Annotated in this window: 22 protein-coding genes and 1 tRNA gene; 7 read left to right on the forward strand and 16 right to left on the reverse strand. The window is 72.0% G+C overall.

Annotation, left to right across the window (positions count from 1 at the left end):
• Position 1 precedes the first annotated feature (1 nt).
• The 8 genes from rocD to NCI01_RS09625 all read right to left on the reverse strand — a co-directional run bounded on the left by rocD (position 2) and on the right by NCI01_RS09625 (position 5,103).
• Positions 2-1,255, reverse strand: coding sequence for an ornithine--oxo-acid transaminase (gene rocD, locus NCI01_RS09590; protein WP_254181265.1), 1,254 nt, complete (start codon positions 1,253-1,255; stop codon positions 2-4).
• A gap of 157 nt (positions 1,256-1,412) precedes the next feature.
• Positions 1,413-1,488 (reverse strand) — tRNA-Ala (locus NCI01_RS09595).
• Between the two features lie 65 nt (positions 1,489-1,553).
• Entirely contained in the window at positions 1,554-2,024 is a 471-nt protein-coding gene (locus NCI01_RS09600; RefSeq protein WP_254181266.1) for a DUF4112 domain-containing protein, read from the reverse strand.
• Positions 2,021-2,647, reverse strand: coding sequence for a histidine phosphatase family protein (locus NCI01_RS09605; protein WP_254181267.1), 627 nt, complete (start codon positions 2,645-2,647; stop codon positions 2,021-2,023). Before NCI01_RS09605 ends, NCI01_RS09600 begins: the two co-directional genes overlap by 4 nt.
• The gene (gene rsfS / locus NCI01_RS09610; RefSeq protein ID WP_254181268.1) at positions 2,644-3,003 is read right to left on the reverse strand and encodes a ribosome silencing factor; all 360 of its coding nucleotides are present in this window, start codon (positions 3,001-3,003) and stop codon (positions 2,644-2,646) included. The genes NCI01_RS09605 and rsfS overlap by 4 nt, the downstream gene beginning before the upstream one ends.
• Positions 3,000-3,671, reverse strand: a complete 672-nt coding sequence (nadD, locus tag NCI01_RS09615) for a nicotinate-nucleotide adenylyltransferase (RefSeq protein ID WP_308213206.1) — start codon at positions 3,669-3,671, stop codon at positions 3,000-3,002. Before nadD ends, rsfS begins: the two co-directional genes overlap by 4 nt.
• Before the next feature lie 4 nt (positions 3,672-3,675).
• Entirely contained in the window at positions 3,676-3,822 is a 147-nt protein-coding gene (locus NCI01_RS09620) for a hypothetical protein (RefSeq protein ID WP_172258884.1), read from the reverse strand.
• A gap of 30 nt (positions 3,823-3,852) precedes the next feature.
• Positions 3,853-5,103: a glutamate-5-semialdehyde dehydrogenase gene (locus tag NCI01_RS09625; protein WP_254181269.1), complete on the reverse strand. Its 1,251-nt coding sequence runs from the start codon at positions 5,101-5,103 to the stop codon at positions 3,853-3,855.
• Between the two features lie 38 nt (positions 5,104-5,141).
• On the opposite strand from NCI01_RS09625, the gene NCI01_RS09630 reads away from it, so the two are divergent.
• Positions 5,142-6,689 (forward strand): hypothetical protein, encoded by a 1,548-nt coding sequence (locus NCI01_RS09630; RefSeq protein ID WP_254181270.1) that lies wholly within the window; start codon positions 5,142-5,144, stop codon positions 6,687-6,689.
• Between the two features lie 58 nt (positions 6,690-6,747).
• Here NCI01_RS09630 and NCI01_RS09635 read toward each other — a convergent pair whose 3' ends face one another.
• From NCI01_RS09635 to NCI01_RS09650, 4 genes are all read right to left on the reverse strand, one after another.
• The gene (locus tag NCI01_RS09635) at positions 6,748-7,701 is read right to left on the reverse strand and encodes an electron transfer flavoprotein subunit alpha/FixB family protein (RefSeq protein WP_254181271.1); all 954 of its coding nucleotides are present in this window, start codon (positions 7,699-7,701) and stop codon (positions 6,748-6,750) included.
• A 13-nt stretch (positions 7,702-7,714) separates the two neighbouring features.
• The gene (locus NCI01_RS09640; protein ID WP_254181272.1) at positions 7,715-8,515 is read right to left on the reverse strand and encodes an electron transfer flavoprotein subunit beta/FixA family protein; all 801 of its coding nucleotides are present in this window, start codon (positions 8,513-8,515) and stop codon (positions 7,715-7,717) included.
• A gap of 139 nt (positions 8,516-8,654) precedes the next feature.
• Positions 8,655-8,957, reverse strand: a complete 303-nt coding sequence (locus NCI01_RS09645) for a hypothetical protein (protein ID WP_254181273.1) — start codon at positions 8,955-8,957, stop codon at positions 8,655-8,657.
• A gap of 29 nt (positions 8,958-8,986) precedes the next feature.
• Complete coding sequence (locus NCI01_RS09650; RefSeq protein ID WP_254181274.1) at positions 8,987-9,763, reverse strand: enoyl-CoA hydratase/isomerase family protein; 777 nt, start codon at positions 9,761-9,763, stop codon at positions 8,987-8,989.
• 102 nt (positions 9,764-9,865) lie between these two features.
• Between NCI01_RS09650 and glgX the strand changes: the two genes are divergently transcribed.
• Positions 9,866-12,040: a glycogen debranching protein GlgX gene (gene glgX / locus NCI01_RS09655; RefSeq protein ID WP_308213207.1), complete on the forward strand. Its 2,175-nt coding sequence runs from the start codon at positions 9,866-9,868 to the stop codon at positions 12,038-12,040.
• Here glgX and NCI01_RS09660 read toward each other — a convergent pair.
• A complete protein-coding gene (locus NCI01_RS09660; RefSeq protein ID WP_254181275.1) occupies positions 12,037-12,945 on the reverse strand; it encodes a helix-turn-helix domain-containing protein in 909 nt (302 codons plus the stop codon). The genes glgX and NCI01_RS09660 overlap by 4 nt on opposite strands.
• Before the next feature lie 95 nt (positions 12,946-13,040).
• Complete coding sequence (locus NCI01_RS09665) at positions 13,041-13,508, reverse strand: MarR family winged helix-turn-helix transcriptional regulator (protein ID WP_254181276.1); 468 nt, start codon at positions 13,506-13,508, stop codon at positions 13,041-13,043.
• A gap of 54 nt (positions 13,509-13,562) precedes the next feature.
• Between NCI01_RS09665 and NCI01_RS09670 the strand changes: the two genes are divergently transcribed.
• Together NCI01_RS09670 and NCI01_RS09675 are read left to right on the forward strand one after the other, a co-directional pair.
• Positions 13,563-13,931, forward strand: coding sequence for a hypothetical protein (locus tag NCI01_RS09670; protein WP_254181277.1), 369 nt, complete (start codon positions 13,563-13,565; stop codon positions 13,929-13,931).
• 45 nt (positions 13,932-13,976) lie between these two features.
• A complete protein-coding gene (locus NCI01_RS09675; RefSeq protein ID WP_254181278.1) occupies positions 13,977-14,132 on the forward strand; it encodes a hypothetical protein in 156 nt (51 codons plus the stop codon).
• Between the two features lie 19 nt (positions 14,133-14,151).
• Here NCI01_RS09675 and NCI01_RS09680 read toward each other — a convergent pair whose 3' ends face one another.
• Positions 14,152-14,481, reverse strand: a complete 330-nt coding sequence (locus tag NCI01_RS09680) for a hypothetical protein (protein WP_254181279.1) — start codon at positions 14,479-14,481, stop codon at positions 14,152-14,154.
• Positions 14,482-14,618: 137 nt separating this feature from the next.
• On the opposite strand from NCI01_RS09680, the gene NCI01_RS09685 reads away from it, so the two are divergent.
• Positions 14,619-14,768, forward strand: coding sequence for a hypothetical protein (locus NCI01_RS09685; RefSeq protein WP_254181280.1), 150 nt, complete (start codon positions 14,619-14,621; stop codon positions 14,766-14,768).
• 94 nt (positions 14,769-14,862) lie between these two features.
• Here NCI01_RS09685 and glgP read toward each other — a convergent pair whose 3' ends face one another.
• The gene (gene glgP, locus NCI01_RS09690; RefSeq protein ID WP_254181281.1) at positions 14,863-17,445 is read right to left on the reverse strand and encodes an alpha-glucan family phosphorylase; all 2,583 of its coding nucleotides are present in this window, start codon (positions 17,443-17,445) and stop codon (positions 14,863-14,865) included.
• A gap of 105 nt (positions 17,446-17,550) precedes the next feature.
• Here glgP and NCI01_RS09695 point away from each other — a divergent pair, with 105 nt between their 5' ends.
• Both NCI01_RS09695 and NCI01_RS09700 read left to right on the forward strand, forming a co-directional pair.
• The gene (locus tag NCI01_RS09695) at positions 17,551-21,420 is read left to right on the forward strand and encodes a M36 family metallopeptidase (protein WP_254181282.1); all 3,870 of its coding nucleotides are present in this window, start codon (positions 17,551-17,553) and stop codon (positions 21,418-21,420) included.
• Between the two features lie 104 nt (positions 21,421-21,524).
• Positions 21,525-23,519 carry an alpha-1,4-glucan--maltose-1-phosphate maltosyltransferase gene (locus tag NCI01_RS09700; protein WP_302181874.1) on the forward strand — a complete coding sequence of 665 codons (1,995 nt, stop codon included), beginning with the start codon at positions 21,525-21,527 and terminating at the stop codon, positions 23,517-23,519.

A 23,519-nucleotide genomic window follows, 5' to 3' on the forward strand; every position in this document is an offset into this window, starting at 1 on the left:
GTCAGGAGCGGGCGGCGGTGAGGATCTCGGTGACCGCGGTGACGAGGCCGGCGATGTCGTCGTCGCTGGCGACCAGCGGCGGGGCGAAGCGGACCGTCGAGCCGTGGGTGTCCTTGGCGAGGATCCCGCGCGCCATGAGGGCCTCCGACATCTGACGACCCGACATGAGCGACGGGTCGATGTCGATGCCGGCCCAGGCGCCGCGGACGCGGACGTCGGAGAGGCCCTTGCCGATGAGCGGCCCGAAGCCCGCCTCGAGCTGGGCGCCGATCTCGGTCGAGCGGGCCTGGAAGGTGCCCTCCTCGAGCATCGCGACGACCTCGGTGCCGATGGCGGCGGCGAGCGGGTTGCCGCCGAAGGTCGAGCCGTGGGAGCCGGGGGTGATGACGTCCATGACCTCGCGGTCGGCCGCGATCGCGGAGACGGGGTAGATGCCGCCGCCGAGCGCCTTGCCCATGATGTAGATGTCGGGGACGACGTCCTCGTGGTCGCAGGCGAACGTCCTGCCCGAGCGCGCCAGGCCGGACTGGATCTCGTCGGCCACCATCAGCACGTTGCGCTCGGTGCACAGCGCGCGGAGGTCGCGCAGGAAGCCCTCGGGCGGCATGACGACACCGCCCTCGCCCTGGATCGGCTCGAAGAGGACCGCCACCGTGGTCTCGTCGATCGCGGACGCCACCGCCTCGATGTCGCCGTACTTGACCCCGCGGAAGCCGGTGGTGAACGGCGCGTAGCCCGACGTGGCCACCTCGTCGTCGGAGAAGCTGACGATGGTGGTCGTGCGGCCGTGGAAGTTGCCCTCCATTGTGATGATCGTGGCCTGCCCGGCAGGCACGCCCTTGACCTCGTAGCCCCACTTGCGGCTGACCTTGATGGCGGTCTCGACCGCCTCGGCGCCGGAGTTCATCGGCAGGATCATGTCCTTGCCGGTCAGCCGGCACAGGGCCTCGGCGAAGCCGCTCAGCTTGTCGTTGAAGAACGCGCGGCTGGTCAGCGTCAGCTTGCCCAGCTGCTCGCGCGCGACCGCGACCAGACGCTCGTTGGAGTGGCCGAAGTTGAGCGCCGAGTAGCCCGCGAGGCAGTCGAGGTAGCGCTTGCCGTCGACGTCGACGACCCACGCGCCGTCGCCCTCGGCAAGCACCACGGGCAGCGGGTGGTAGTTGTGCGCGGCATAGCGCTCGGTCGCCTCGATGTGCGCGGCCGTGCGCGCGGAGACGGCCGGGGTGCTGCTGGTGGGGACGTCGGTCGCGGTCATGAGCACATGGTGCCACCGCCCCCTCGCCAACGCCGACTCGCCGACGCCACCCGCTCTGGACCGGTGCGGACGACATCGGGGACCCCCGCTCGCCCCGGGCAGGTCGGCGCACCCTGAAATGGCAGGAGACCCGCGATCTCTCGCGGGCCTCCTGCATTGGTGGAGCTGAGGGGACTCGAACCCCTGACCCTCTGCATGCCATGCAGATGCGCTACCAGCTGCGCCACAGCCCCAACAGCCGGAAACATTAGCGGACGCCTCCACGGAGGTGAAATCGGGGTCCCCCGGTCCGTCGCGATCAGGTCAGCCAGCGCCAGAGCAGCCAGATCCCGAGCACCGTCGCGGCCAGTCCGGCGAGGACCGGGACCAGCATCAGGGCAGCCGCGCCGACGACGTACGCCCTGCTCGGGGGCTCGCGGAGGGGCTGGCGCTCGATCTCGCGGAGCAGCAGGCGGAGGTTCTTGCGGTTGGCCCGGTGGGCGACGTCGAGGAGGTCGCCGACGCCCGGGACCAGGCCCAGCAGCGCGTCGACGACGAGGTTGAGACCCATCCAGGCGAGCACCGCCATGGGGACCCGAGCCCGGATCGCGTCGCGGACGATCACGCCGGACAGGGCGCTGCCGACGGCGTCGCCGATGCCCGGCACCAGGCCGATCAGGGCGTCGAGGCCGATGCCGATCCTCGTCCCGGGCACGGTGACGGCGTCGTCCATCACCCTCGCGAGCTGCCGGCTCAGCTCCACGTCGACCTCGCGGGCGCGGTCGCTCACCCGGCGACCCGGTTCCAGGCCGTCAGCCGCCAGCGCTCGATGCCCCCGGTCCACGTGGACGCGGCGTGCTCGAGCACGACCCAGCCGCAGTTGGCCAGCACCCCGAGGGACTCGCCGACCTCCGCGCCCCACTCGAGGAAGGCCGGCACGGCGACGCGCGTGGCGGCGCCGTGCGAGACGACGATCCCGGTCTCACCCTCGCCCAGCGCGTCGGCGCACGACGTCAGGGCCGGCAGGAAGCGTGCCAGCACGTCGGCCGGGGTCTCCCGCCCCGGGACGGCCGCGAGGTCGCCGGCCACCAGGGCCGCGTGCTCCTCGGGGTGGGCAGCGGCGTACTGCTCGTTGGTCAGCCCCGTGCGGTGCGGGCCCACGTCGAACTCGCGCAGGCGCGGGTCGAGCACCGGCTCGAGACCGGCCTCGGCCGCCACCACCGCGGCCGTGCCGGCGGCGCGGGCGAGGTCGGAGGACCACACCGCGACTGGCGACAGGGCGGCGAGGACCGGCGCGACGGCCTCGGCCTGCGCCTCGCCGACCGCGTCGAGGGGTACGTCGGCGTGGCCCTGCGCGCGCCCGGTGTCGTTCCACTCCGTGCGGCCGTGGCGGAGCAGGACCAGGCGCCTCACGCGAGGGTCAGCGGGATGAGCGGGCAGTCGCTCCAGAGTCGCTCGAGGGCGTAGAAGGACCGCTCCTCCTCGTGCTGGACGTGGATCACGATCTCGCCGTAGTCGAGGAGCACCCAGCGCCCCTCCTTGTGGCCCTCGCGCCGGATCGGCTTGGCACCCACCTCGCGGAGCTTGTCCTCCACCTCGTCGACGATGGCGCCGACCGCCCGCTCGTTGTTGGCGCTGGCCAGCACGAAGGCGTCGGTGATGGCGAGCTGGTCGCTGACGTCGAAGGCCAGGACCTGGTCGGCCTTCTTGTCGTGTGCGGCCTGGGCCGCGACGGCGACGAGCTCGAGGGCGTGGTCGGTGGCAGTCATGCAGTGTCCTTGCTGGTGGTGGAGCTGGTGGTGGAGCCGGTGGTCGAGCCCGTGGTCGGGCTGGTGGTGTAGAGGTCGTGCTTGGCGATGTACTGCACGACGCCGTCGGGCACGAGGTACCAGACGGGCTCACCACGCCGCTTGCGCTCGCGGCAGTCGGTCGAGGAGATCGCCAGGGCCGGGATCTCGACCATGGTGACCCGCTCGGACGGGATCCTCGCGAGCGCCGCGGGATCCATCTCGTAGCCGGGACGGGTGCAGCCGACGAAGTTGGCGAGCTCGAAGAGCTCCTCGGCGTCGCGCCAGGTGAAGATGTCGGCGAGCGCGTCGGCGCCGGTGATGAAGAACAGCTCCGCGTCGGGCATCTCGGCCTTGAGGTCGCGCAGGGTGTCGATCGTGTACGTCCTGCCGGCGCGGTCGATGTCGACACGGGAGACGTAGAAGCGCGGGTTCGCGGCGGTCGCGACCACCGTCATCAGGTAGCGGTGCTCGGCCCCGGTGACGTCACGGTCGCTCTTCTGCCACGGGTCGCCGGTGGGCACGAAGACGACCTCGTCGAGGTCGAACCAGGCCTGCACCTCGGAGGCAGCCACCAGGTGGCCGTGGTGGATGGGGTCGAAGGTGCCGCCCATCACCCCGATGCGGCGCTGCCCCACGGGACCGGTCACGAGATCAGCTGTGCTCGCGACCGCCACCGAAGGAGACCACGGCGAGCAGCAGGACGAGCAGCAGCGCCAGGGCGATGGCACCCACGACGTAGGGGTGGACGGCAGGCTCGCTCTCGGCCTCGGCGGCCAGCGTGATGACGGTGCTCAGCATGGCGCTCACCCTACCGGCACCGCCGTCGGGTCACCGGACGTGGCCCTCGCCGACCACGACGTACTTGCTCGACGTCATCTCCGGCAGTCCCATCGGGCCGCGGGCGTGCAGCTTCTGCGTGGAGATCCCGATCTCGGCACCGAACCCGAACTCCCCGCCGTCGGTGAAGCGCGTGGAGGCGTTGACCATCACGGCCGCGGAGTCCACCGCGGCGACGAAGCGCCGGATGGTCGCCTGGTCGCGGGCGAGGATCGCCTCGGTGTGGCCGGACGACCAGCGGCGGATGTGGGCGATGGCCCCCTCGACGTCGGCCACGACGGCCGCGGAGATCTCCAGCGCCAGGAACTCGGCCGCGTGGTCCTCGTCCGTCACCGGTACCACGTCGTCGTACTCCGCGAAGGCGCTGTCGCCGTGGATCAGCACCCCGGCCGCCTGGAGCGCCTCGACGACGGTCGGGAGGAACTCGTCGGCGACGTCCTGGTGCACGAGCAGCGACTCGGCGGCGTTGCAGACGCTGGTGCGGTGGGTCTTGGAGTTCAGCACGACCGCCAGGGCCTGCTCGAGGTCGGCCGAGGCGTCGACGTAGACGTGGCAGTTGCCGACCCCGGTCTCGATCACCGGCACGGTCGACTCCTCGACCACGCTGCGGATCAGGCCAGCTCCGCCGCGCGGGATGAGCACGTCGACGAGCCCGCGGGCGCGCATCAGCGCCTTCACCGAGTCGTGAGTCTCCCCCGGCACGAGCTGTACGACGTCCTCCGGCAGGCCGCTGCCCGCCAGCGCGTCGCGCATCGCGGCGACGATCGAGGCGTTGCTCGACCGGGCGCTCGAGGAGCCGCGCAGCAGCACCGCGTTGCCGGCCTTCAGGCAGATCCCCGCGGCGTCGGCGGTGACGTTGGGGCGGGCCTCGTAGATCATCCCGACCACGCCGAAGGGCACCCGCAGCTGGCGCAGCTCGAGCCCGTTGGCCAGCGTGCTGCCGCGCAGCACCTCGCCCACGGGGTCGGGCAGGGCGGCGACGTCGCGCAGGCCCTGGGCCATCGCCTCCAGGCGGGAGACGTCGAGCCGGAGGCGGTCGACGATGTTGGCCGGCGTGCCACCGGCCTCCGCACGGGCGACGTCCTCGGCGTTGGCCGCGAGGACCTCCGGCGCGGACGCGAGCAGGGCGTCGGCCATGGCGTGCAGGGCCGCGTCCTTGGTGGCCCGCGTGGCCGTGGCCAGCTCGTGGCTGGCGGTCCGGGCACGGCTGGCGACCTCGCGCACTGCCTCGTCACTGCTCATGCTGTCCAGCGTAGGACGGGCGCGCCTAGGGTGACGCCATGTCTCGCATCACGGGGGTGATCGTCGCGCTGGCGACGACGACGGCTGTCCTGACCGGCTCGACCGCGGGCGGGGCGGCCCCACCTGAAGCGCGGGTCTGGGCGCCGTCGGCGGAGCTCCCTCTCGAGATCCCCGGCGGGGTCGAGCTCACCCTCGCCGACGGCGACCTCCTGCGGGTGTACGCCGCGGAGGACCACCGCGCGGTGTGGGCCCGCCGCCAGGAGGCCGGGACCGGGGTCTGGGGCGAGCGCTCGGTCGTGCTGAAGCGCAAGCGTCTCTCCTGCGGCGACGTCCGGGCCCGCACCGCCAACGGCGCCGTCGTCGTGCTCGCCGAGTGCGACCGCGGCAGCTGGTCCGAGGACCAGGCGCCGGTCGCGTCCGTCGCGCTCCACTCGGCCGACACGGTGAGCTGGTCGGCGTACGAGCTGGAGGGCGAGGCCTACGAGGAGCCCGGCATCTCCCCCGACGGCAGCCGGGGCGTGTGGCTGGAGTCCGGCGGCTACGTCACGTGGGGGCCCGAGGGCTTCACGCGTCGAGCGCTCAGGACGCCCGGGCGGGAGTACACCGCCACCGCCACGATCACCGACGACGCCCAGGTCTCCTACCTCTACGGCGCCAACGTGGCCCCGCGCCGGTGCCGCCTGCTCGTCCTGACCCGGACCGGCGACGCGGCGCCCTCGCGCCAGGAGGTGCCGCTCCGGAACGCGTGCCAGGACACCAACTTCGCCAATGTCGACTCCGACACCACCGTCTACGGCGACTTCACCGATCCGGGCCACCAGACCGTCATCTCCCGACCCGACGCGAGCTCCCCGTGGGCCGTGAGCGCCATCGCGCCGGCGACCGCCCCTGGCCTCGACGAGGCACACGGCAGGCTGAGCACGCGCTACTTCACCGCTCCCGGGCAGCCGCTCCACGCCGTCGGGTCGACGGGGGGTCGCGTCGTCAGGGCCCAGACCTACGACCCCGTGCGCCAGGCCTGGGGCCCGGCGACCACTGTGTACGACGCCGGCACGAGGCGTTGCAGGTGGGGTGACAACTGGTGGGCCCGCCCTCCCGGGGTCGTGATCGCAGCCGTGTCGTGCAGCGGCCGCCACATGGTGCTCACCACCGGCGCCGGCGGCCCGTGGCAGGCACTGCGCATGGGCCGGCACCCCTACGGCCTCTCGCCCGACGGGCGCTACGTCGCCGTGCCAGGTCGCAGCCGCACCCACGTCGTCTCGCCCGAGCTCGGGGTGGTGACGCTGCCCGGCGGCGTCACCGGGCGGTGCGACGTGGTGGTCCCCGACGGCCCGGACGCCGCGGTCCTGCTCACCTCGGCCGGTCGGCACCGCGAGTGGCCCACCGTGCTCAAGGCGTCCACCACCGAGGGCTGGCGGACGCTGTCGCGCACCCGGTTGCCGACCTTCCCGGCCGACTGCATCGGGGCCGACTCCTCCAACAGCGAGCTGCCGTTCCGGTTCGACGTCCACGGCCGCTGGACGGGATACGCGGTGCAGGTCGTCCAGCGGGACGGCGTGTGGACCGTACGACGCACCCGCGCCTGAGCCCGGACGACGAACGCCCCGGCCGGTGGCCGGGGCGTTCGCTGTCGGGGTGCGGGGGTCAGCCCTTGCGCTCCTTGACCTTCTCGGTCGCGGCGGGCAGGACCGTGTGGAGGTCGCCCACGACGCCGAAGTCGACGAGCTCGAAGATCGGGGCCTCGGGGTCCTTGTTGACCGCGACGATGGTCTTCGAGGTCTGCATGCCGGCGCGATGCTGGATCGCGCCCGAGATGCCGTTGGCGACGTAGAGCTGCGGCGAGACCGTCTTGCCGGTCTGGCCGACCTGGAAGGCGTGCGGCATCCAGCCCGAGTCGACCGCGGCACGCGAGGCACCCACGGCCGCGCCGAGCGAGTCGGCGAAGCCCTCGACCGGCGCGAAGTCGCCGCCGGTGCCACGACCGCCGGAGACCACGATCGCGGCCTCGGTCAGCTCGGGACGACCCGTGGACTGGCGCGGCTGGGTGGCCACGACCTGGGCGGTCTTCGCGACGTCGGAGATCGTCGCGGCGAACGACTCGACAGCACCGGCGCCGTCGGCCTCCTCGGGGGCGGCCGAGTTCGGCTTGACCGTGATGATCGGCGTGCCCGTGGTGACCTTGGCCTGCACGGTGTAGTTGCCGGCGAACACGCTCTGCGTGGTGACGCCACCCTCCTGCACGTCGACGGCGTCGGTGATCAGGCCCGAGCCCAGCTTGATCGCCAGGCGACCGGCGACCTCCTTGTTCTCGAACGTCGAGGGCAGCAGGATCGCCGCCGGGCCGGTCTTCTCGGCCAGCTGCTGCAGCGCCTCGGCCTTCGGGGCCACGAGGTAGCCCTTGATCTGCGCGTCGTCGACGACGTAGACCTTCGCGGCACCGTACTTCTTCACCTTCTCGGCCACGGCGTCGCCCTGCTCGGGCGAGCCGAAGAACACCGCGGCGGGCTCACCGAGACGGCGCGCGATCGTCAGCAGCTCGTAGGTCGGCTTCTTGACCTCGCCCTCGGCGTGGTCGATGACAACAAGAACCTCAGACATCTCTGGCTGCTCCTCAGATGAACTTCTTGGACGCGAGGAAGTCGACCAGCGCGCCGGCGCCCGAGCCGTCCTCGTCGGTGACGATCTCGCCGGCCGTGCGCGGCGGGCGGGCGGTGGTGTCCTCGACCTGCGTGTAGGCCACGGACAGGCCGACCTGGTCGGCGTCGAGACCGAGGTCGGTCAGCGACCAGGTCTCGAGCGGCTTCTTCTTCGCCGCCATGATGCCCTTGAACGACGGGTAGCGCGCCTCGCCGGACTGGTCGGTCACCGACAGCACGATCGGCAGGGTCGCGCCGATGACCTCGGTCGAGCCCTCGTTGTCGCGCTTGATGCGGACCTGGTCGCCCTGCGACTCCACGACCGAGGCCAGCGTCACCTGCGGCATGCCGAGGCGCTCGGCCAGCATCGCCGGGACGACCGATCCGGCGGCGTCGGTCGACGCCATGCCGCAGACCACGAGGTCGGCACCGGTGTCGGCCTTGATCTTCTCGACCGCCTTCGCAAGCACCAGCGAGGTGCCGAGGTAGTCCGAGCCGGCGATCGCGTCGTCGACCACGTGGACACCGGAGTCCGCACCCATCTGCAGCGCCTTGCGCACCGCGTCGACGGCCTTCTCCGGTCCCACGGTCAGCGCGGTGACGGTGATCTCCTCACCCTCGCGCTTCTCGCGGAACTGGAGCGCCTGCTCCACGGCGTACTCGTCCAGCTCGGACAGCAGACCATCGACCCCGACGCGGTCGACCGTGAAGTCGTCCTCGAACCTGCGGTCGGCGGTGGCGTCCGGCACGTACTTCACACAGACAACAATGTTCATGGTGGTGTGGCCTCGCGGCCCCTCCTGTGCACTCGGATGTGGCTATGAGGTTACTGGTCGGTCAACGCCGACCGGAATGGCGATCCGGGTGCAGTCGCTCACATCGCTCACAGTGGCACTGTCACGGTCGCCGGGCCGGTCAGGGCTTGATGATGCGGTAGAGGACGCGCCCCACCACGAGCCAGGCGATCGCGCCGAGGCCCCAGTTGAAGAGCGCGTTCTTGACCTGGGCGCCCTCGCCCCGGAACTGCTTGATGCCGTCCTGGCGGGAGAACACGTCCAGGTCGACCCACGAGGCGGCCCGCAGGACGGCCGCGACGAGGTCGTTGGACTTGTTGGCGTCCAGAGCGATCAGCAGCGCCCCCACTGCGAGCAGCAGTGCCGCCAGCGCGCACGCCAGCCACACCAGCTGGGCGAGCGTCGCCCGGATCTTCGTTGCCACGTGGTCGTCTTCCTCTCGGTCGGGGCCGCTCAGCGGCCCACGAAGGTTGCCTTGCCCGGTCCGTTCTCAACGAACGAGGTGATGCCGCGGGTACGGTCCTCGGTGGCGAAGACCCCGGCGAACTGCTGCCGCTCGATCTCCAGGCCCGTGTCGAGGTCGACCTCGCTGCCCCGGTCGATGCACTCCTTGGCGGCGCGGATCGCGAGCGCGGCCGCTCCGCTGAACTGGGCGGCGTAGGCCACGGACTCCTCGAGCACCCGGTCGGCGGGGACGACCCGGTCGACCAGCCCGATGCTCAGCGCCTCGTCGGCCTTCACGAAGCGTCCGGTGAAGATGATGTCCTTCGCCTTGGCGGTCCCGACCAGCCGCGCGAGCCGCTGCGTGCCTCCGGCTCCGGGGATGATGCCGAGCAGCACCTCGGGCTGGCCGAGGACGGCGTCCTCCGCGGCGAACCTCAGGTCGGCCGCCAGTGCGAGCTCGCAGCCGCCGCCGAGGGCGTACCCGTTGACGGCCGCGACGACGGGCTTGGGGATCCGGGCGATCGCGGTGGTGGCCGAGCTCACCGAGGCGGACACCTTGACCATGTCGGAGTAGCTCAGGTCGGCCATCTCCTTGACGTCGTTGCCGGCGGCGAAGACGCGCTCGCCGCCCCACAGCACCACGGCGCGTACGTCGTCGCGCTCGGTGAGCTCGGCGGCGGCCTCGCGCAGGTCGGCCTGCACCTGGATGCTGATCGCGTTCATCTTGGGGCGGTCGAGGCGCAGGACCGCGACCCCATCGGTCACGTCGATCGAGACGAACTCCATGGTGGCTCCTTGTCACGTGGGACGGCGTCGTGGACGGCACCTGGGTGGCGCGGTGCGAGCCGCATTGTGCCGTGCGCCACTGTTGCGACCACAATGGCCCGCGTGACACCCCCCTGGACGACCACTGCCTGGCAGCACGACGGCGAGACCATGTCGGTCTGGCCGGGTCGCAACCACCCCCTGGGCGCGACGTGGTCCCGGGAGTCGACCAACTTCGCGGTCTACGCACCCGAGGCCCGGGCGATGTGGGTGTGCCTCTTCGACGACGACGGGCTCGAGACGCGCCACCGCCTCACCGAGCACTCGCTGGGCGTGTGGCACGGCGCCATCCCGGGCGTGGCCCGCGGCACGCGCTACGGCTACCGCGCCGACGGCCCGTGGGACCCCGAGGCCGGTCTGCGGTTCAACCCCGCCAAGCTGCTGCTCGACCCCTACGGCAAGGCGGTCTCCGGGGACCTCGTCGTCGACAAGGCCATCTTCGGCTACGTGGTCGACGACCCCGCGACGCGCAGCGACCTCGACTCGGCGCCGTACGTCCCGCGCAGCGTGGTGGTCCACGACGACTTCCAGTGGGGTCCCGACACCTCGCCGCACCGGCGGTGGCGCGACACCGTGATCTACGAGATGCACGTCAAGGGCATGACCGCCCTGCACGACCGGGTGCCCGAGGAGCTCCGGGGGACGTACGCCGGCCTCGCGACGCCGGCGGTCACCGACTACCTCAAGGACCTCGGGGTGACGGCGGTCGAGCTGCTGCCCGTGCACCAGTTCTTCTCCGAGCCCGCCCTCGCCGAGCGCGGCCTGGTCAACTACTGGGGCTACAACTCGCTGTGCTTCTTCGCCCCGCACAACGCCTACTCGTCCTCGGGCGACCGCGGCCAGCAGGTCACCGAGTTCAAGCAGATGGTCAAGGACTTCCACCTCGCCGGGCTCGAGGTCATCCTCGACGTGGTCTACAACCACACCGCCGAGGCCGGCCCCCGCGGGCCCACGCTGAGCTTCCGCGGCCTCGACGACCGCGGCTACTACCAGCGCGTCGTGCCCCGGGCGCCGAAGCCGGGCCACGAGCCCGAGCCGGTGCGCTACTGGGACGTCACCGGCTGCGGCAACACCGTCGACGCCACCCACACCCAGAGCCTGCGGATGATCCTCGACTCGCTGCGCTACTGGGTCACCGAGATGCACGTCGACGGCTTCCGGTTCGACCTGATGAGCGCGCTGACCCGCACCGACCAGGTCGTCGACATGGGCTCCCACCTGCTCACCGCGATCGGCCAGGACCCGGTGCTGCGCCACGTGAAGCTCATCGCCGAGCCGTGGGACGCGTCGATGGACGGCTACCGGGTCGGGCAGTTCCCGCCGCCGTGGGTGGAGTGGAACGACCAGTTCCGCGACACCGTGCGCGACTTCTGGCGCGGTCACTCCGGCGGCGTACGGACCGTGGCGACGCGGCTGGCAGGGTCGAGCGACCTCTACGCCGACGACGGCCGCTCCCCCTATGCCTCGGTCAACTTCATCACCGCCCACGACGGCTTCACGCTGCGCGACCTGGTGTCCTACAACGACAAGCACAACGAGGCCAACGGCGAGGACAACCGTGACGGGACCGACAACAACCGGTCCTGGAACTGCGGCGTCGAGGGCGAGACCGACGACCCCGACATCGTCGGGCTGCGACGGCGCCAGGCGGCCAACCTCATGGCGACGCTCTGCTTCTCCAGCGGCGTCCCGATGCTCACGGCCGGCGACGAGCGCGGCCGCACGCAAGGTGGCAACAACAACGCCTACGGCCAGGACAACGAGACGTCGTGGATCGACTGGCGTCCCGACGACGCGTGGCTCGACGTCTACGAGATCACCAAGACCGCGCTGCGGCTGCGACGCGAGCACCCCGCGCTGCGGCAGCGGCACTGGTTCGAGGGACGGCCGACGATCAAGGGCGGCATCAAGGACCTCGTCTGGGTGCACCCGAGCGGTCGCGAGATGACCGTCCACGACTGGAACGACGACAGCATCCGCACCATCGGGATGTTCCTCAACGGGGCTCCGCTGCGCTCCCCCGGCCCGCACGGCGAGCAGGTGCGCGACCGGTCGTTCATGATCTGGCTCAACTCCGGCGTCGACGACGTCGAGCTGGCGCTGCCGGCCAACCAGTGGGTCCACCACGGCGAGGTGGTGCTGTCGACCAACGCCGGAATCGCCGTGGGGACCCCCGTGGTCGCGGGCGCGACGATGCTGCTGCAGGCGCGCTCGGTGCTGGTGCTGCGTGAGACCTAGGCCGGGGCGCCCATCCACTCCATCGGGTCGCCGGCGTCGAGGTCGGTGATGCCGAGGCTCTCGAAGGCACCCAGCACGACGAGGCGTCGTACGGCGGCGAAGGTCAGCACGTGCGCCACCATGCCGCCGTAGGTGAAGACCTTCGGGGGCTCGCAGGTGACGTCGACGAAGGTGTCGTCGAGACGGCCCTCCGCGACCGTCGCGCGCACCTGCTCGAGGAAGGCGGGGCCCTCCTCGGCGAGCTCGCGGCGCAACGTGCTGAGCGACTTGCCCCGCTCCTGGGCGAAGTCGTAGGGGCGCTGCTCGACGGCGGTGTTCCACTGCGCCAGCTGCCCGACGAGGCGGCCCAGCACGGAGCGGATGGTCATGTCGCAGTCGATGGTGCCGATGGGCACCTCGATCGGGGCATCGAGCTGCGCGTCGGTGAGCCGGGTCGCCCGGTCGATCATCTCGCCGGTCAGCCAGACGTGGTGCTCGATCATGCGGGTCATCAGGTCCATCGGGGTCACCTTTCGTGAGGTCGGCAGCCGCAGGCTGCCGGGCGGGTGGAAGTGCACGCCGCTCGGACCCTCGATCCGGGTGCGGGTGGGGTGCCGACGCCAGCGGCTCGGCGCAGCGCCGTACTCGCGCGCGAACGCCCGCGTGAAGGCCTCGTGCGAGCCGAAGCCGGCCTCGAAGGCGATGTCGACCACCTGGTCGTCGCTGGTCAGGAGACGGTGGGCCGCGCGCTCCATCAGCAGGCGCCGGCGCATCCGCTCCGGAGGCTCACCTCCCGCCGCGGACACCACCCGCGCGAGGTGGTGGCGCGACAGGTGGAGCCGGCGGGCCCGCTCCTCGTGGCCCATGTCGAGGGTCACGGCCAGGGTGTCGAGGAACGCGGCGAAGGTGTCGTCCGCTGTCGTCATGACCACCACCCTCCACCGGCACGCGGCTGCCCACTTGATCGCACGTGCTCAGTCTGCGACGTCGCGGACCCTGCGGGCCGACATCGGCACCTGGCTCAGGGCGCGGGGGTCTCTGTCGCGGCCTTGGCGGCGCCGATGACGTCGGTCAGCCGGTCGCGCAGCTGCATGAGCTCGTCGACGTCCATGTCGAGGCGTGCGAGCACGGCGGCCGGCACGTCGAGCGCCCGGGTGCGGAGCTCGCGCCCGCGGGGCGTCAGCGCGAGCGCGAGGCTGCGCTCGTCGGCCGGGTTGCGGTCGCGCCGGACCAGCCCGGCCGTCTCCAGCCGCTTGAGCAGCCGCGACAGCGTGCCGGGGTCGAGCTCGAGGCGGCGGCTCAGCTCGGTCACCGAGAGCGGCTCCTCCTCCCACAGCGCCAGCATGACGAGGTACTGCGGGTGGGTCAGCCCGAGCGGCTCGAGCACCGGCCGGTAGACCGAGATCACCGTTCGCGAGGCGACGGCGAGGGCGAAGCAGACCTGCCGCTCGAGAGCGAGCGGGTCGTCGATTCGGCTGGGCGCGGGCATTCCGTTAGCCTAACAATCGTTGTCACGACAAACGATTCGGTGAGAGAGGCTCGCATGGCCGGCAGCGTTCCCGCCCGACGTACGGAGAAGGGCCGCGGTCACCTGCTCGACCTCGACGCCCCACGGCGGATCGTCGCGGACCCCGAGAAGGACGCGCGTGACCTCGCCCGCGTGCAGCGCTGGGTGATGTCGACCCTGGCCGTGACGACGATCCTGCACCTCGTCGTCGGGCTCGTCGTGGCCGCCGTGATGCTGGACGACGCCCCCACCTCGTCCAAGATCGGGCTCAACGTCATCGCCGGCATCTTCGGCGCCTTCGCCGTCGCGGTCGGTCGCGCCATCCACGGCAAGCGCATCGTCTCGCCGTGGCTGCTGCTCGCCGTGGTCCCCACGGCCGTCGGGCTCTGGCTCACCTTCGGCTGACGCAGCCGCAGCCACACCCGGCCCAGGCGGGTCTACAGTCACCTCATGGGAGCACCTGACGACACCCGCAAGTCCCGTTTCGCGACCCTCCCCGCCGACGTGCGCGCGGAGGACATGGTGGCCGGCGTGGACACCGGATACTCGCCCGAGCCCGACGACGTCCGCAACGTCGACCAGCACGCCGCCCTGCGCGACGACTGAGCGCGCGCGGCGGGTGTCCTCAGAGCCCGAGCACCTGGGCCGAGACGAGGAAGGCGCCGCGCACGCCGTCGGGGTCGTGGAGGTCGGGCCGGTCGCCCACCGCTCCCGCTCGGGCGCGGACCGCCGCGCCCGGGTCGAGGGCCGTCAGGTCGGCGGCGAGCCCGGCGACCGCGATCGGGAGGTCGTGCTCGTCGAGGTGGTCGAGGGCCAGGCTGTCGTGCAGCATGCCCGCCGCCTCGGCCATCAGCTCGCGCGCGGTCTCGACGTCGACGTCGGCTCTCGCCGAGGCCACGGCATCGGCCGCGGCGAGGAACGGCTCGAGGATGGTGGGCGGAGCGGTCGAGGGCATGGGTCGATCGTCCTCGCGACGGGGCCGAGCGGCAACGGCTTTCCGGGGCGAGGCCGACCTACGCAATAACCCCGATGCGGGACGGCCAGGAGAGGCGCACGCTGTGAGGAGCGACGAGCACCGGAAGGAGCCGCACCATGTGGGACACCGTCGAGACCAGCAGGACGCACCTCAGCCACGACCTGCCGTGCCCGGGGTGCGGCCACGCCGCGCACACCTACCTGCCGTGCAGCGACTCCTGCCGCTGCCGACGGCCCAACCCGCTCGCGACGAGCTCGGCGGCCTGACCGGGCGTCGGTCCCTGAACATGTCAGGCCGTGCACGGGCCGACATGTCCAGCGATCCCCGGTCGCCCGGGGATCGCTGAAGATGTCAGGCAGTTCAGGCGGGCTCGGCCACCAGCCCGAGCTCGGCGACCGAGGCCAGCGACTCGTTTCGCGGGACGACGCGGACCGTGTAGCCGAACGGGCCGGAGACCGCGAGCGGCACGGCGGCGTCGAAGCGGTGGCGGTTGCCGTCGTAGGACTCCCCCACCAGCATCGGCGTCACCGAGGTCGCGGTGAGGACGTCGTCGGAGCCGATCCGCCCGTGCACGACCTGCACCTCGACGTCGTCGGGGGAGAGCGAGCCGAGCGCCACCCAGGCACGGACGGCGAGGGTCGCGCCGACGACGGCCTGGTCGCCCACGCCCTCGGAGTCGACGTGCTCGACGCGCACGCCGGGCCACGCCGCACGGACCTCGTGCTTCCAGCCCGACAGGGTGCGGGCCCCGGCGTAGTCGGAGTTGAGGGTGCGCGAGGTGTGCGCGGCGGGGGCGTAGAGCTCGCGGACGTAGTCGCGCACCTGGCGGGTCGCGAGCACCTTGGGCCCGAGCGACTTCAGGGTGTGGCGCACCATCTCCAGCCAGCGTGGGGGCACGCCCTCGTCGTTGGTCTCGTAGAAGCGCGGGACGACATCGGTCTCGAGCAGGTCGTAGAGCGCGTTGGCCTCGAGGTCGTCACGCCGGTCGGGGTCCTCGATGCCGTCGGCCGACGGGATGGCCCAGCCGTTGTTGCCGTCGTACCACTCGTCCCACCAGCCGTCGAGGATCGAGAGGTTGAGGCCGCCGTTGAGCGCGGCCTTCATGCCGGAGGTGCCGCACGCCTCGTAGGGGCGGAGCGGGTTGTTGAGCCACACGTCGCAGCCGGGGTAGAGCGGCTGCGCCATCGCGATGTCGTAGTTGGGCAGGAACGCGATGCGGTGCCGGATCTCCGGGTCGTCGGCGAAGCGCACCATCTCCTGGATGAGCCGCTTGCCGGTCTCGTCGGCCGGGTGCGCCTTGCCGGCGATGACGAGCTGGATGGGGCGGTCCGGGTCGAGCAGCAGCTTCTTGAGGCGGGCCGGGTCGCGCAGCATCAGCGTGAGCCGCTTGTACGTCGGCACGCGGCGCGCGAAGCCGATGGTCAGCACGTCGGGGTCGAGCGCGCTGTCGATCCAGGTCGTCTCGGCCGCGGCGTAGCCCCGCTTGGCCGCCGAGCGGCGCATCCGGTCGCGCGCGTCGTCGACGAAGCGCGTGCGCAGCGTGCGCTTGAGGTCCCAGATCTCGCGGTCGCTGATCTGGTCGACGAGCGGCCACAGCGCGTCGGTGTCGTCGCCGTCGACGTCGGCGCCGCGGCTCGCGGCCAGCTCGATGACCTCCCGGGCGATCCAGGTCGGGCCGTGGACGCCGTTGGTGATCGAGGTGATCGGCACCTCGGCCTCGTCGAAGGCCGGCCACAGGCCGTTGAACATGCCGCGCGAGACGTGGCCGTGCAGCTCGGAGACGCCGTTGGCGCGCTGCGCGAGCCGGAAGCCCATGACCGCCATGTTGAAGACGCCGGCGTCGCCGCCGTCGTAGTCCTCCGCGCCGAGCGCGAGGACCCGGTCGACCGGCACGCCCGGGGTCGGCGAGTTGCCCCCGAAGTACTGAGAGACGAGCTCGCGGGGGAAGCGGTCGATGCCTGCCGGGACGGGCGTGTGGGTCGTGAAGACCGTGCCGGCGCGGGAGACCTCGAGCGCGGTGTCGAAGTCCAGGTGCGGCCCGCCCTCGTCGACCGTGAGCTCTCGGATGCGCTCGATGCCGAGGAAGCCGGCGTGGCCCTCGTTGGCGTGGAAGACCTCGGGCGCCGGGGCGCCGGTGATGCGCGACCAGACCCGCAGGGCGCGTACGCCGCCCACGCCGAGGAGCAGCTCCTGGCGCAGCCGGTGCTCGGAGTTGCCGCCGTAGAGCCGGTCGGTGACGTCGCGGTAGTGGGCGCCGTTCTCCTCGATGTCGGTGTCGAGGAGCAGCAGCGGCACGCGACCGACGTGGGCGACGAGGATCCGGGCCACCAGGTCGGGCCCGTCGGGCAGCGCGATCGAGACGGTGGCGCGTGTGCCGTCCGCCTCCCGGAGCTGGGTCAGGGGCAGCTCGTCGGGGTCGAGGACGGGATAGCTCTCCTGCTGCCAGCCGTCGCGGTCGAGCGCCTGCTTGAAGTAGCCGTGGCGGTAGAACAGGCCGACGCCCACCAGGGGGATGCCGAGGTCCGAGGACGCCTTGAGGTGGTCACCGGCGAGGATGCCGAGGCCGCCGGAGTACTGCGGCAGCACCGACGTGATGCCGAACTCGGAGGAGAAGTACGCGACGGCGCGCGGCGCGTCGTCGCCGGCCTTGCGGGCGTACCAGCGGTCCTCGGAGAGGTAGCGCTGCAGGTCGGCGTGGGCCGCGTCGAGCCGGCTGCGGAAATCGGCGTCGTCGACCAGCTCGTCGAGCCGCTCACGGCCGACTGCGCCGAGGAAGCGCACCGGGTCGCACTTGACCTGGCGCCACAGCTCGGGGTCGATCGAGGAGAACACGTCCTGGGTGGGCGGGTGCCAGGACCAGCGCAGGTTGCCGGCCAGGGCGGACAGCGCCGCCAGGGGCTCGGGCAGGACAGGACGGACGGTGAATCGTCGGAACGCTCGCACGGACCAGCACGCTAGGGCATTTCTTGGAACGATCCAAGAGCGGCCCCTCAGGTGAGCCGTCGACCCCCTGCATAACCCCGGCCCCTGCCGGCAGTTGTTGCGGGCATGACCCGACCCCGTCCACGCCTCGGCCGCACCCTCCTGGCCGCCGCGACGCTCCTCGCGATCTCCACCCTCACCACGATCGCCTCCCCGGCCACCGCCGAGCCGGAGACGGTCACCCCCGGACCCACGCCGCCCGACGTCCGCACGCTGGGCGACCCCGTCGCCGGCCCGGGCGACGTCGACACCCGCGGGACCGCCACCCCCACCGCGGCCCAGCGCCGCGCCGTCGCGGAGATGGGCGAGGTCACCGCCCGCTGGGGCTCGCTCGGCACCCCCGCCTCCATCCTGCCGGCCGACGGCAGCCTCGGCGCCGCCCCCGGCACGCCCGTCGAGGCCGCCCGCGCTTGGCTCCGCGCCAACGCGGAGGCCTTCGGGATGCCGGCCGCGGCGGTCGATGACCTCGCTCTCGTCAGCTCGCAGCGGTTCGCCGACTCCGACGCCCGGGCGGTGCTGTTCCGCCAGGACGTCGACGGCCTCGCGCCCGCCGTCGGAGGACTGGTCACCGTCGGCGTCGCGGACGGCCGGGTCGCCTACGTCTCGTCCTCGCTCGCGCGCACGACCGGGACGTTGCCCGAGGCCACGCTGACGCCGCTGCAGGGGTGGCTGAAGGCCGCGACCGACCTGTCCGTCGGCGTCCCCGCGGCCCAGGTCGGCGACATCACGTCCACCGTGGACCGCGGCTGGACCCGGCTCACCGTGCCCGGCTTCGCCCAGGAGCAGCAGGTGCGCCGGCGCGCCCTGCCGATGGCCGACGGCTCCGTGCGGCCGGTCCTCGAGGCCAACGTCGTCAACGTCGCCGGTGGCGCCTCGCTCGCCTTCACCACCCTCGTCGACGCGGTGACCGGCGAGGTCCTCGTCCGCCACAACAAGACCGAGAACCACGTCTACAACGACGTCTTCACCGGCACGACCACCGCGACGGAGTGCGGTCCGAAACACGCCTTCGACCTCACCGACGACCTGACAAGGTCGATCACCGCCGTCGCGTCCGGCCTGCCTGTCGACGACTTCGTCGTCAAGATCTTCAAGGGCGACTCCCTCCTCGTCGCGGGCGACCTCGCGACGAACCCCGAGGTGGCGACGTACTCCTCCGAGTCCATCCCGGCCGGCACCTACGCCGCGCAGGTGTGCCCCTTCGACGCCGCGTCCGTGGTGGCCGGGCCGTACACGCTCGCCGTCAGCACCAGCGACAGCGCCGCACCCACGTCCGGCGACGTCGTCGGCAACCCCCGGTGGCGCTGGTTCACCGCCAACCCCACGCTCGACTCCCCCACCGAGACCCCGGACAACTCGATCATCGGCTGTTGGAACGCCGACGCCGGGTGCACCTCCCCGCCGACCCCGCTGCGCAACGTCGCCGCCTTCGGGCCGTGGGACACCGTCGGTGCCCTGCCGACCTTCACGACCGTGGGCAACAACGCCAACACCCACGAGGCGTGGGCCAGCCCGCTGACCCCGGGTGGCCTGTTCCAGGCACCCGTGTCGCCGGAGCGGAGCTACACCACCGAGTTCGAGGACGACTGGAACAACAGCCGGTGCGACGTCGCGCAGCTGGTGCCGGGTGGCAACGACATCGGCGCCTCCGTGGGCAACCTGTTCGCCGCGCACAACCGGATGCACGACTACTCCTACTACCTCGGCTTCACCGAGGAGAACTACAACCTCCAGCTCGACAACGGCAGCCGAGGCGGCGTCGGCGGCGACCAGGAGGTGGGCAACGCCCAGGCCGGAGCGATCACCGGCGGCAGCCCGAGCTTCCTCGGCCGCGACAACGCCAACCAGGTCACGCTCCAGGACGGCACGCCCGGCATCACGAACCAGTACCTCTTCGAGCCGATCGCCGGGGCGTTCTACGCGCCGTGCACCGACGGCGGCCTCGACATGGGCATCGTGGGCCACGAGTACACCCACGCCATCACCAACCGCATGGTCGGCGGTCCCGACGAGGGGCTGACGTCCGAGCAGGGCGGTGCGATGGGTGAGTCGTGGGGCGACCTGGTCGCCGGCGAGTACCAGTTCTCGCACGGCTACAGCAACGGCGGCAACGTGTGGGCCGTCGGCGCCTATGCCACCGGCAACACCGAGACCGCGATCCGCGACTACTCCATCGACGACAACCCGCTCAACTTCTCCGACTACGGCTTCGACTCCACCGGGCCCGAGGTGCACGCCGACGGCGAGATCTGGAACGGCACGATGTGGGAGGTCCGCCAGGCGCTCGTCGAGAAGTACGACGACCGCTTCCCGTACGACGACGAGGCCCTGCAGCTCGCGTGCGCGCAGGCGACGCCGACGGCCACCCCCCGACCCGTCGACACGTGCCCGGGCAACCGGCGGTGGGTGCAGCTCATGTTCGACTCCTACCTCCTCCAGCAGGGAGCGACGTCGATGCTCGACGCCCGCGACGCGATGATCGCCGCCGACAGGATGCGCTTCGACGGCTCGAACGAGGACGTCCTGTGGGCCGCCTTCGCCCGACGCGGCATGGGCGCGGACGCGTCGGTCACCGACGCCGACGACCACGAGCCGACGCCGAGCTTCGCGAGCCCGACCGGCCCCAACGCGACCATCACCTTCGCGACCACCGGCGCCGCGAGGATCTACGTCGGCGACTACGAGGCCCGCGTCACCCCCGTGGCCGACACCGACCCGGAGACCGGTCTCGGGGCCAGCGCGGCCTTCACCCCCGGCACCTACGAGATGCTTGCCGTCTCGCCCGACCGCGGCTTCACCCGATGGACGATGACGGTGCCCGCCGGTGGCGGTTCGCGCACCGAGACGATCGGCGACGTGGTCAACCTCGCCAGCTCGGCCGCGGGCGCCGCGGTCATCGGGGCGACCGACGGGTCGCTCAACCCCGAGGCGCTCATCGACGGCACTGAGGCCACCAACTGGGGCGGCGTGACCGAGGCCCAGGTCGACGAGGCGCACCCGTCGGTGGCCGTCGACCTCGCGGGTGACGTCAGCACCGTGCGCCGGGTCCAGGTCAGCGCGCACCTCACCCCGGCACCGGAGTCGGGCACCGGGCTGCCGCTCGCCCAGGAGGACCCGGACTCCGGCTCGCGCTTCACCGCCCTGCGCCAGTTCGCCCTGGAGGCGTGCACGACGGACTGCGGGTCGGCCGACGCCGAGTGGACGCGGTTCTACACCTCGCCCGCCGACGCCTTCCCTAGCACCCTGCCGCGGCCGGTCGCGCCGACGCTCACCATGCGGGGCTTCGACGTGCCCGACACCGAGGCCGCCGCCGTACGCCTGGTGACGCTGGAGAACCAGTGCACCGGCCAGGAGGCCTACGCCGGCCAGCAGACCGCCAACGACACCGTGCCCACCGACTGCAAGACGGGCTCGGACCGGGGCACGATCGTGCACGCCTCGGAGCTGCAGGTCTTCGGTGAGGACGCGACGCTGCCCGAGCAGCCCGGCACCCCCGGGACCGATGGCGGGACCGACGGCGGGACCGGCACCACGGACCCGACCACCGCCCCGACCACCGCCCCCACCACCGACCCGACGACGACCGGCACCACGCCCGCCACCACGCCCGCCACCACCACGGCCGCAGCCGTGGCGACCCGGACCCGGATGATCGTCAAGCGCGCCTACCAGACGCGCCGCAAGCCCGCCCCGGTGCTCTTCCTGACCGTGCGCTCGGCCGCGGACCGCGAGGCCGGCACGTTCGTGGTGCGGCTGGCCGGGAAGCGGTGGAAGGTCGTCGCGACCCAGGACGGCACCGCACGGGTGCGCGTGCCGAGGAAGGCGCTCCGCCCGGGTCGCACGACCGTCCGGGCCCGGTTCGTGCCCGCCGACGCGACGGCGTTCTCGCCCTCGCGGACGCGGCTGCGCTCCATCACGGTGGCGTCACGCCGCTGACCGAGCGAGGTCCTCACCTGTCCGACCGCGGCCGGGGCGTCCCAAGGGGTGGCCTCGACCGCGGTCGGCTTGCGTGCGGGGTCCGGGTTCGAAAGTGTGGGGCCATGGTTGGACGGATACCCGTGATGGATGTCTCTCCCGTGGTCGACCTGGGTCGACAGTCGGCCAAGGCCACCGTAGGCGAGCCGATGCCCGTGCGCGCCTCGGTGTTCCGCGAGGGCCACGACCAGCTCGCGGCGGAGGTGGTGGCCACCGACCCGCAGGGCAGCAAGCGCGAACCGGTGCGGATGCGCCCGGACGGCGACACCCCCAACCGCTACGTCGCCCACGTCACGCCCGACGTCGAGGGTGAGTGGACCTTCGAGATCCACTCGTGGTCCGACCCGATCGCCACCTGGCAGCACGACGGAGGCATCAAGATCCCCGCCGGCGTCGACGTCGAGCTGATGTTCACCGAGGCCCGCCTGCTGCTCGAGCGCGTGGCCGCCGGCACCGGCAAGGACGCCCTCGACAAGCCGTCGGCCGCCATCGTCGCCGGCGCGCTCGCGGCCGCGACCGACACCGGCCGCCCGGTCGGCGCGCGCCTCGCCGCCCTGCAGGACCCCGAGCTCGACCGGGTGCTGCTCGCACACCCGCTGCGCGAGCTGCTCACCGTCACCGGGCCGTTCAGGTTCCGCGCCGACCGCACCCGCGCGCTCTTCGGCAGCTGGTACGAGTTCTTCCCGCGCTCGGAGGGTGCGACGCGCGACCCGAAGACCGGCAAGGTCACCAGCGGCACCTTCCTGACCGCGACGAAGCGCCTCGACCGGGTCGCGGAGATGGGCTTCGACGTCCTCTACCTGCCGCCGATCCACCCCATCGGCGAGGTCAACCGCAAGGGCCCCAACAACACGCTGACCCCCGGCCCCGACGACACCGGCTCGCCGTGGGCGATCGGCAGCAAGGACGGCGGCCACGACGCCATCCACCCCGACCTCGGGACCTTCGAGGACTTCGACGCCTTCGTGGGCCGCGCGCGCGAGCTCGGCATCGAGGTCGCCCTCGACCTGGCGCTCCAGGCGGCGCCCGACCACCCGTGGGTCACCACGCACCCGCAGTTCTTCACCACCCGCGCGGACGGGACGATCGCCTACGCAGAGAACCCGCCGAAGAAGTACCAGGACATCTACCCGATCAACTTCGACAACGACCCGGCCGGCATCTGCCGCGAGGTGCTGCGGATCGTCAAGCTGTGGATGTCCCACGGGGTGCGGATCTTCCGCGTCGACAACCCCCACACCAAGCCGCTCGCCTTCTGGGAGTGGCTCCTCGCGGAGGTACGTCGTACGGACCCCGACGTGCTCTTCCTGTCGGAGGCCTTCACCAAGCCGGCGATGATGCACGGCCTCGGCGCGGTGGGCTACCACCAGAGCTACACATACTTCACCTGGCGCACCGGCAAGCGCGAGATCGAGGACTACCTCGTCGAGGTCTCGCACGAGTCCGACCACCTGATGCGGCCCAACTTCTTCGTCAACACCCCGGACATCCTCCACGCCTACCTGCAGTACGGCGGTCCCGCGGCGTTCAAGGTGCGCGCGGCCCTGGCCGCCACCGGGTCGCCCAGCTGGGGCGTCTACGCCGGCTACGAGCTGTTCGAGCACGTCGCGGTCAAGCCGGGCTCGGAGGAGTACCTCGACTCCGAGAAGTACCAGATCCGCATCCGCGACTGGGAGCAGCGCGACGCCGAGGGCACCACCCTCGCGCCCTACCTGACCCGGCTCAACGAGATCCGCCGCCAGCACCCGGCCCTCCAGCTGCTGCGCAACGTGACCATCCACTCCAGCGACGACGACCACGTGCTGGTGTTCTCGAAGAGGCACGACCTCCCCGACGGGCAGAGCGACATCGTGATCTCCGTGATCAACCTCGACCCGCACGGCACGCGCGAGACGATGGTCCACCTCGACATGCCGGCGCTGGGCATGGAGTGGCACGACTCGTTCGTGGCCCACGACGAGATCACCGGTGAGGACTGGAGCTGGACCGCGCACAACTACGTCCGGCTCGACCCCGGCTACGAACCTGCCCACGTGATCACCGTCAGGAGGACCCGTTGA

Origin of the sequence: Nocardioides pinisoli, from assembly GCF_024199985.1 — a bacterium.
Lineage (GTDB): Bacteria > Actinomycetota > Actinomycetes > Propionibacteriales > Nocardioidaceae > Nocardioides > Nocardioides pinisoli.

What these genes read in the sequence shown, in the direction of transcription:
- rocD (WP_254181265.1), bottom strand. Translation starts at nt 1,255, where the DNA reads ATGACCGCGACCGACGTCCCCACCAGCAGCACCCCGGCCGTCTCCGCG.
- rsfS (WP_254181268.1), bottom strand. Translation starts at nt 3,003, where the DNA reads ATGACTGCCACCGACCACGCCCTCGAGCTCGTCGCCGTCGCGGCCCAG.
- NCI01_RS09620 (WP_172258884.1), bottom strand. Translation starts at nt 3,822, where the DNA reads ATGCTGAGCACCGTCATCACGCTGGCCGCCGAGGCCGAGAGCGAGCCT.
- NCI01_RS09625 (WP_254181269.1), bottom strand. Translation starts at nt 5,103, where the DNA reads ATGAGCAGTGACGAGGCAGTGCGCGAGGTCGCCAGCCGTGCCCGGACC.
- NCI01_RS09630 (WP_254181270.1), top strand. Translation starts at nt 5,142, where the DNA reads ATGTCTCGCATCACGGGGGTGATCGTCGCGCTGGCGACGACGACGGCT.
- NCI01_RS09635 (WP_254181271.1), bottom strand. Translation starts at nt 7,701, where the DNA reads ATGTCTGAGGTTCTTGTTGTCATCGACCACGCCGAGGGCGAGGTCAAG.
- NCI01_RS09640 (WP_254181272.1), bottom strand. Translation starts at nt 8,515, where the DNA reads ATGAACATTGTTGTCTGTGTGAAGTACGTGCCGGACGCCACCGCCGAC.
- NCI01_RS09650 (WP_254181274.1), bottom strand. Translation starts at nt 9,763, where the DNA reads ATGGAGTTCGTCTCGATCGACGTGACCGATGGGGTCGCGGTCCTGCGC.
- NCI01_RS09660 (WP_254181275.1), bottom strand. Translation starts at nt 12,945, where the DNA reads ATGACGACAGCGGACGACACCTTCGCCGCGTTCCTCGACACCCTGGCC.
- NCI01_RS09665 (WP_254181276.1), bottom strand. Translation starts at nt 13,508, where the DNA reads ATGCCCGCGCCCAGCCGAATCGACGACCCGCTCGCTCTCGAGCGGCAG.
- NCI01_RS09670 (WP_254181277.1), top strand. Translation starts at nt 13,563, where the DNA reads ATGGCCGGCAGCGTTCCCGCCCGACGTACGGAGAAGGGCCGCGGTCAC.
- NCI01_RS09675 (WP_254181278.1), top strand. Translation starts at nt 13,977, where the DNA reads ATGGGAGCACCTGACGACACCCGCAAGTCCCGTTTCGCGACCCTCCCC.
- NCI01_RS09680 (WP_254181279.1), bottom strand. Translation starts at nt 14,481, where the DNA reads ATGCCCTCGACCGCTCCGCCCACCATCCTCGAGCCGTTCCTCGCCGCG.
- NCI01_RS09685 (WP_254181280.1), top strand. Translation starts at nt 14,619, where the DNA reads ATGTGGGACACCGTCGAGACCAGCAGGACGCACCTCAGCCACGACCTG.
- NCI01_RS09695 (WP_254181282.1), top strand. Translation starts at nt 17,551, where the DNA reads ATGACCCGACCCCGTCCACGCCTCGGCCGCACCCTCCTGGCCGCCGCG.
- NCI01_RS09700 (WP_302181874.1), top strand. Translation starts at nt 21,525, where the DNA reads ATGGTTGGACGGATACCCGTGATGGATGTCTCTCCCGTGGTCGACCTG.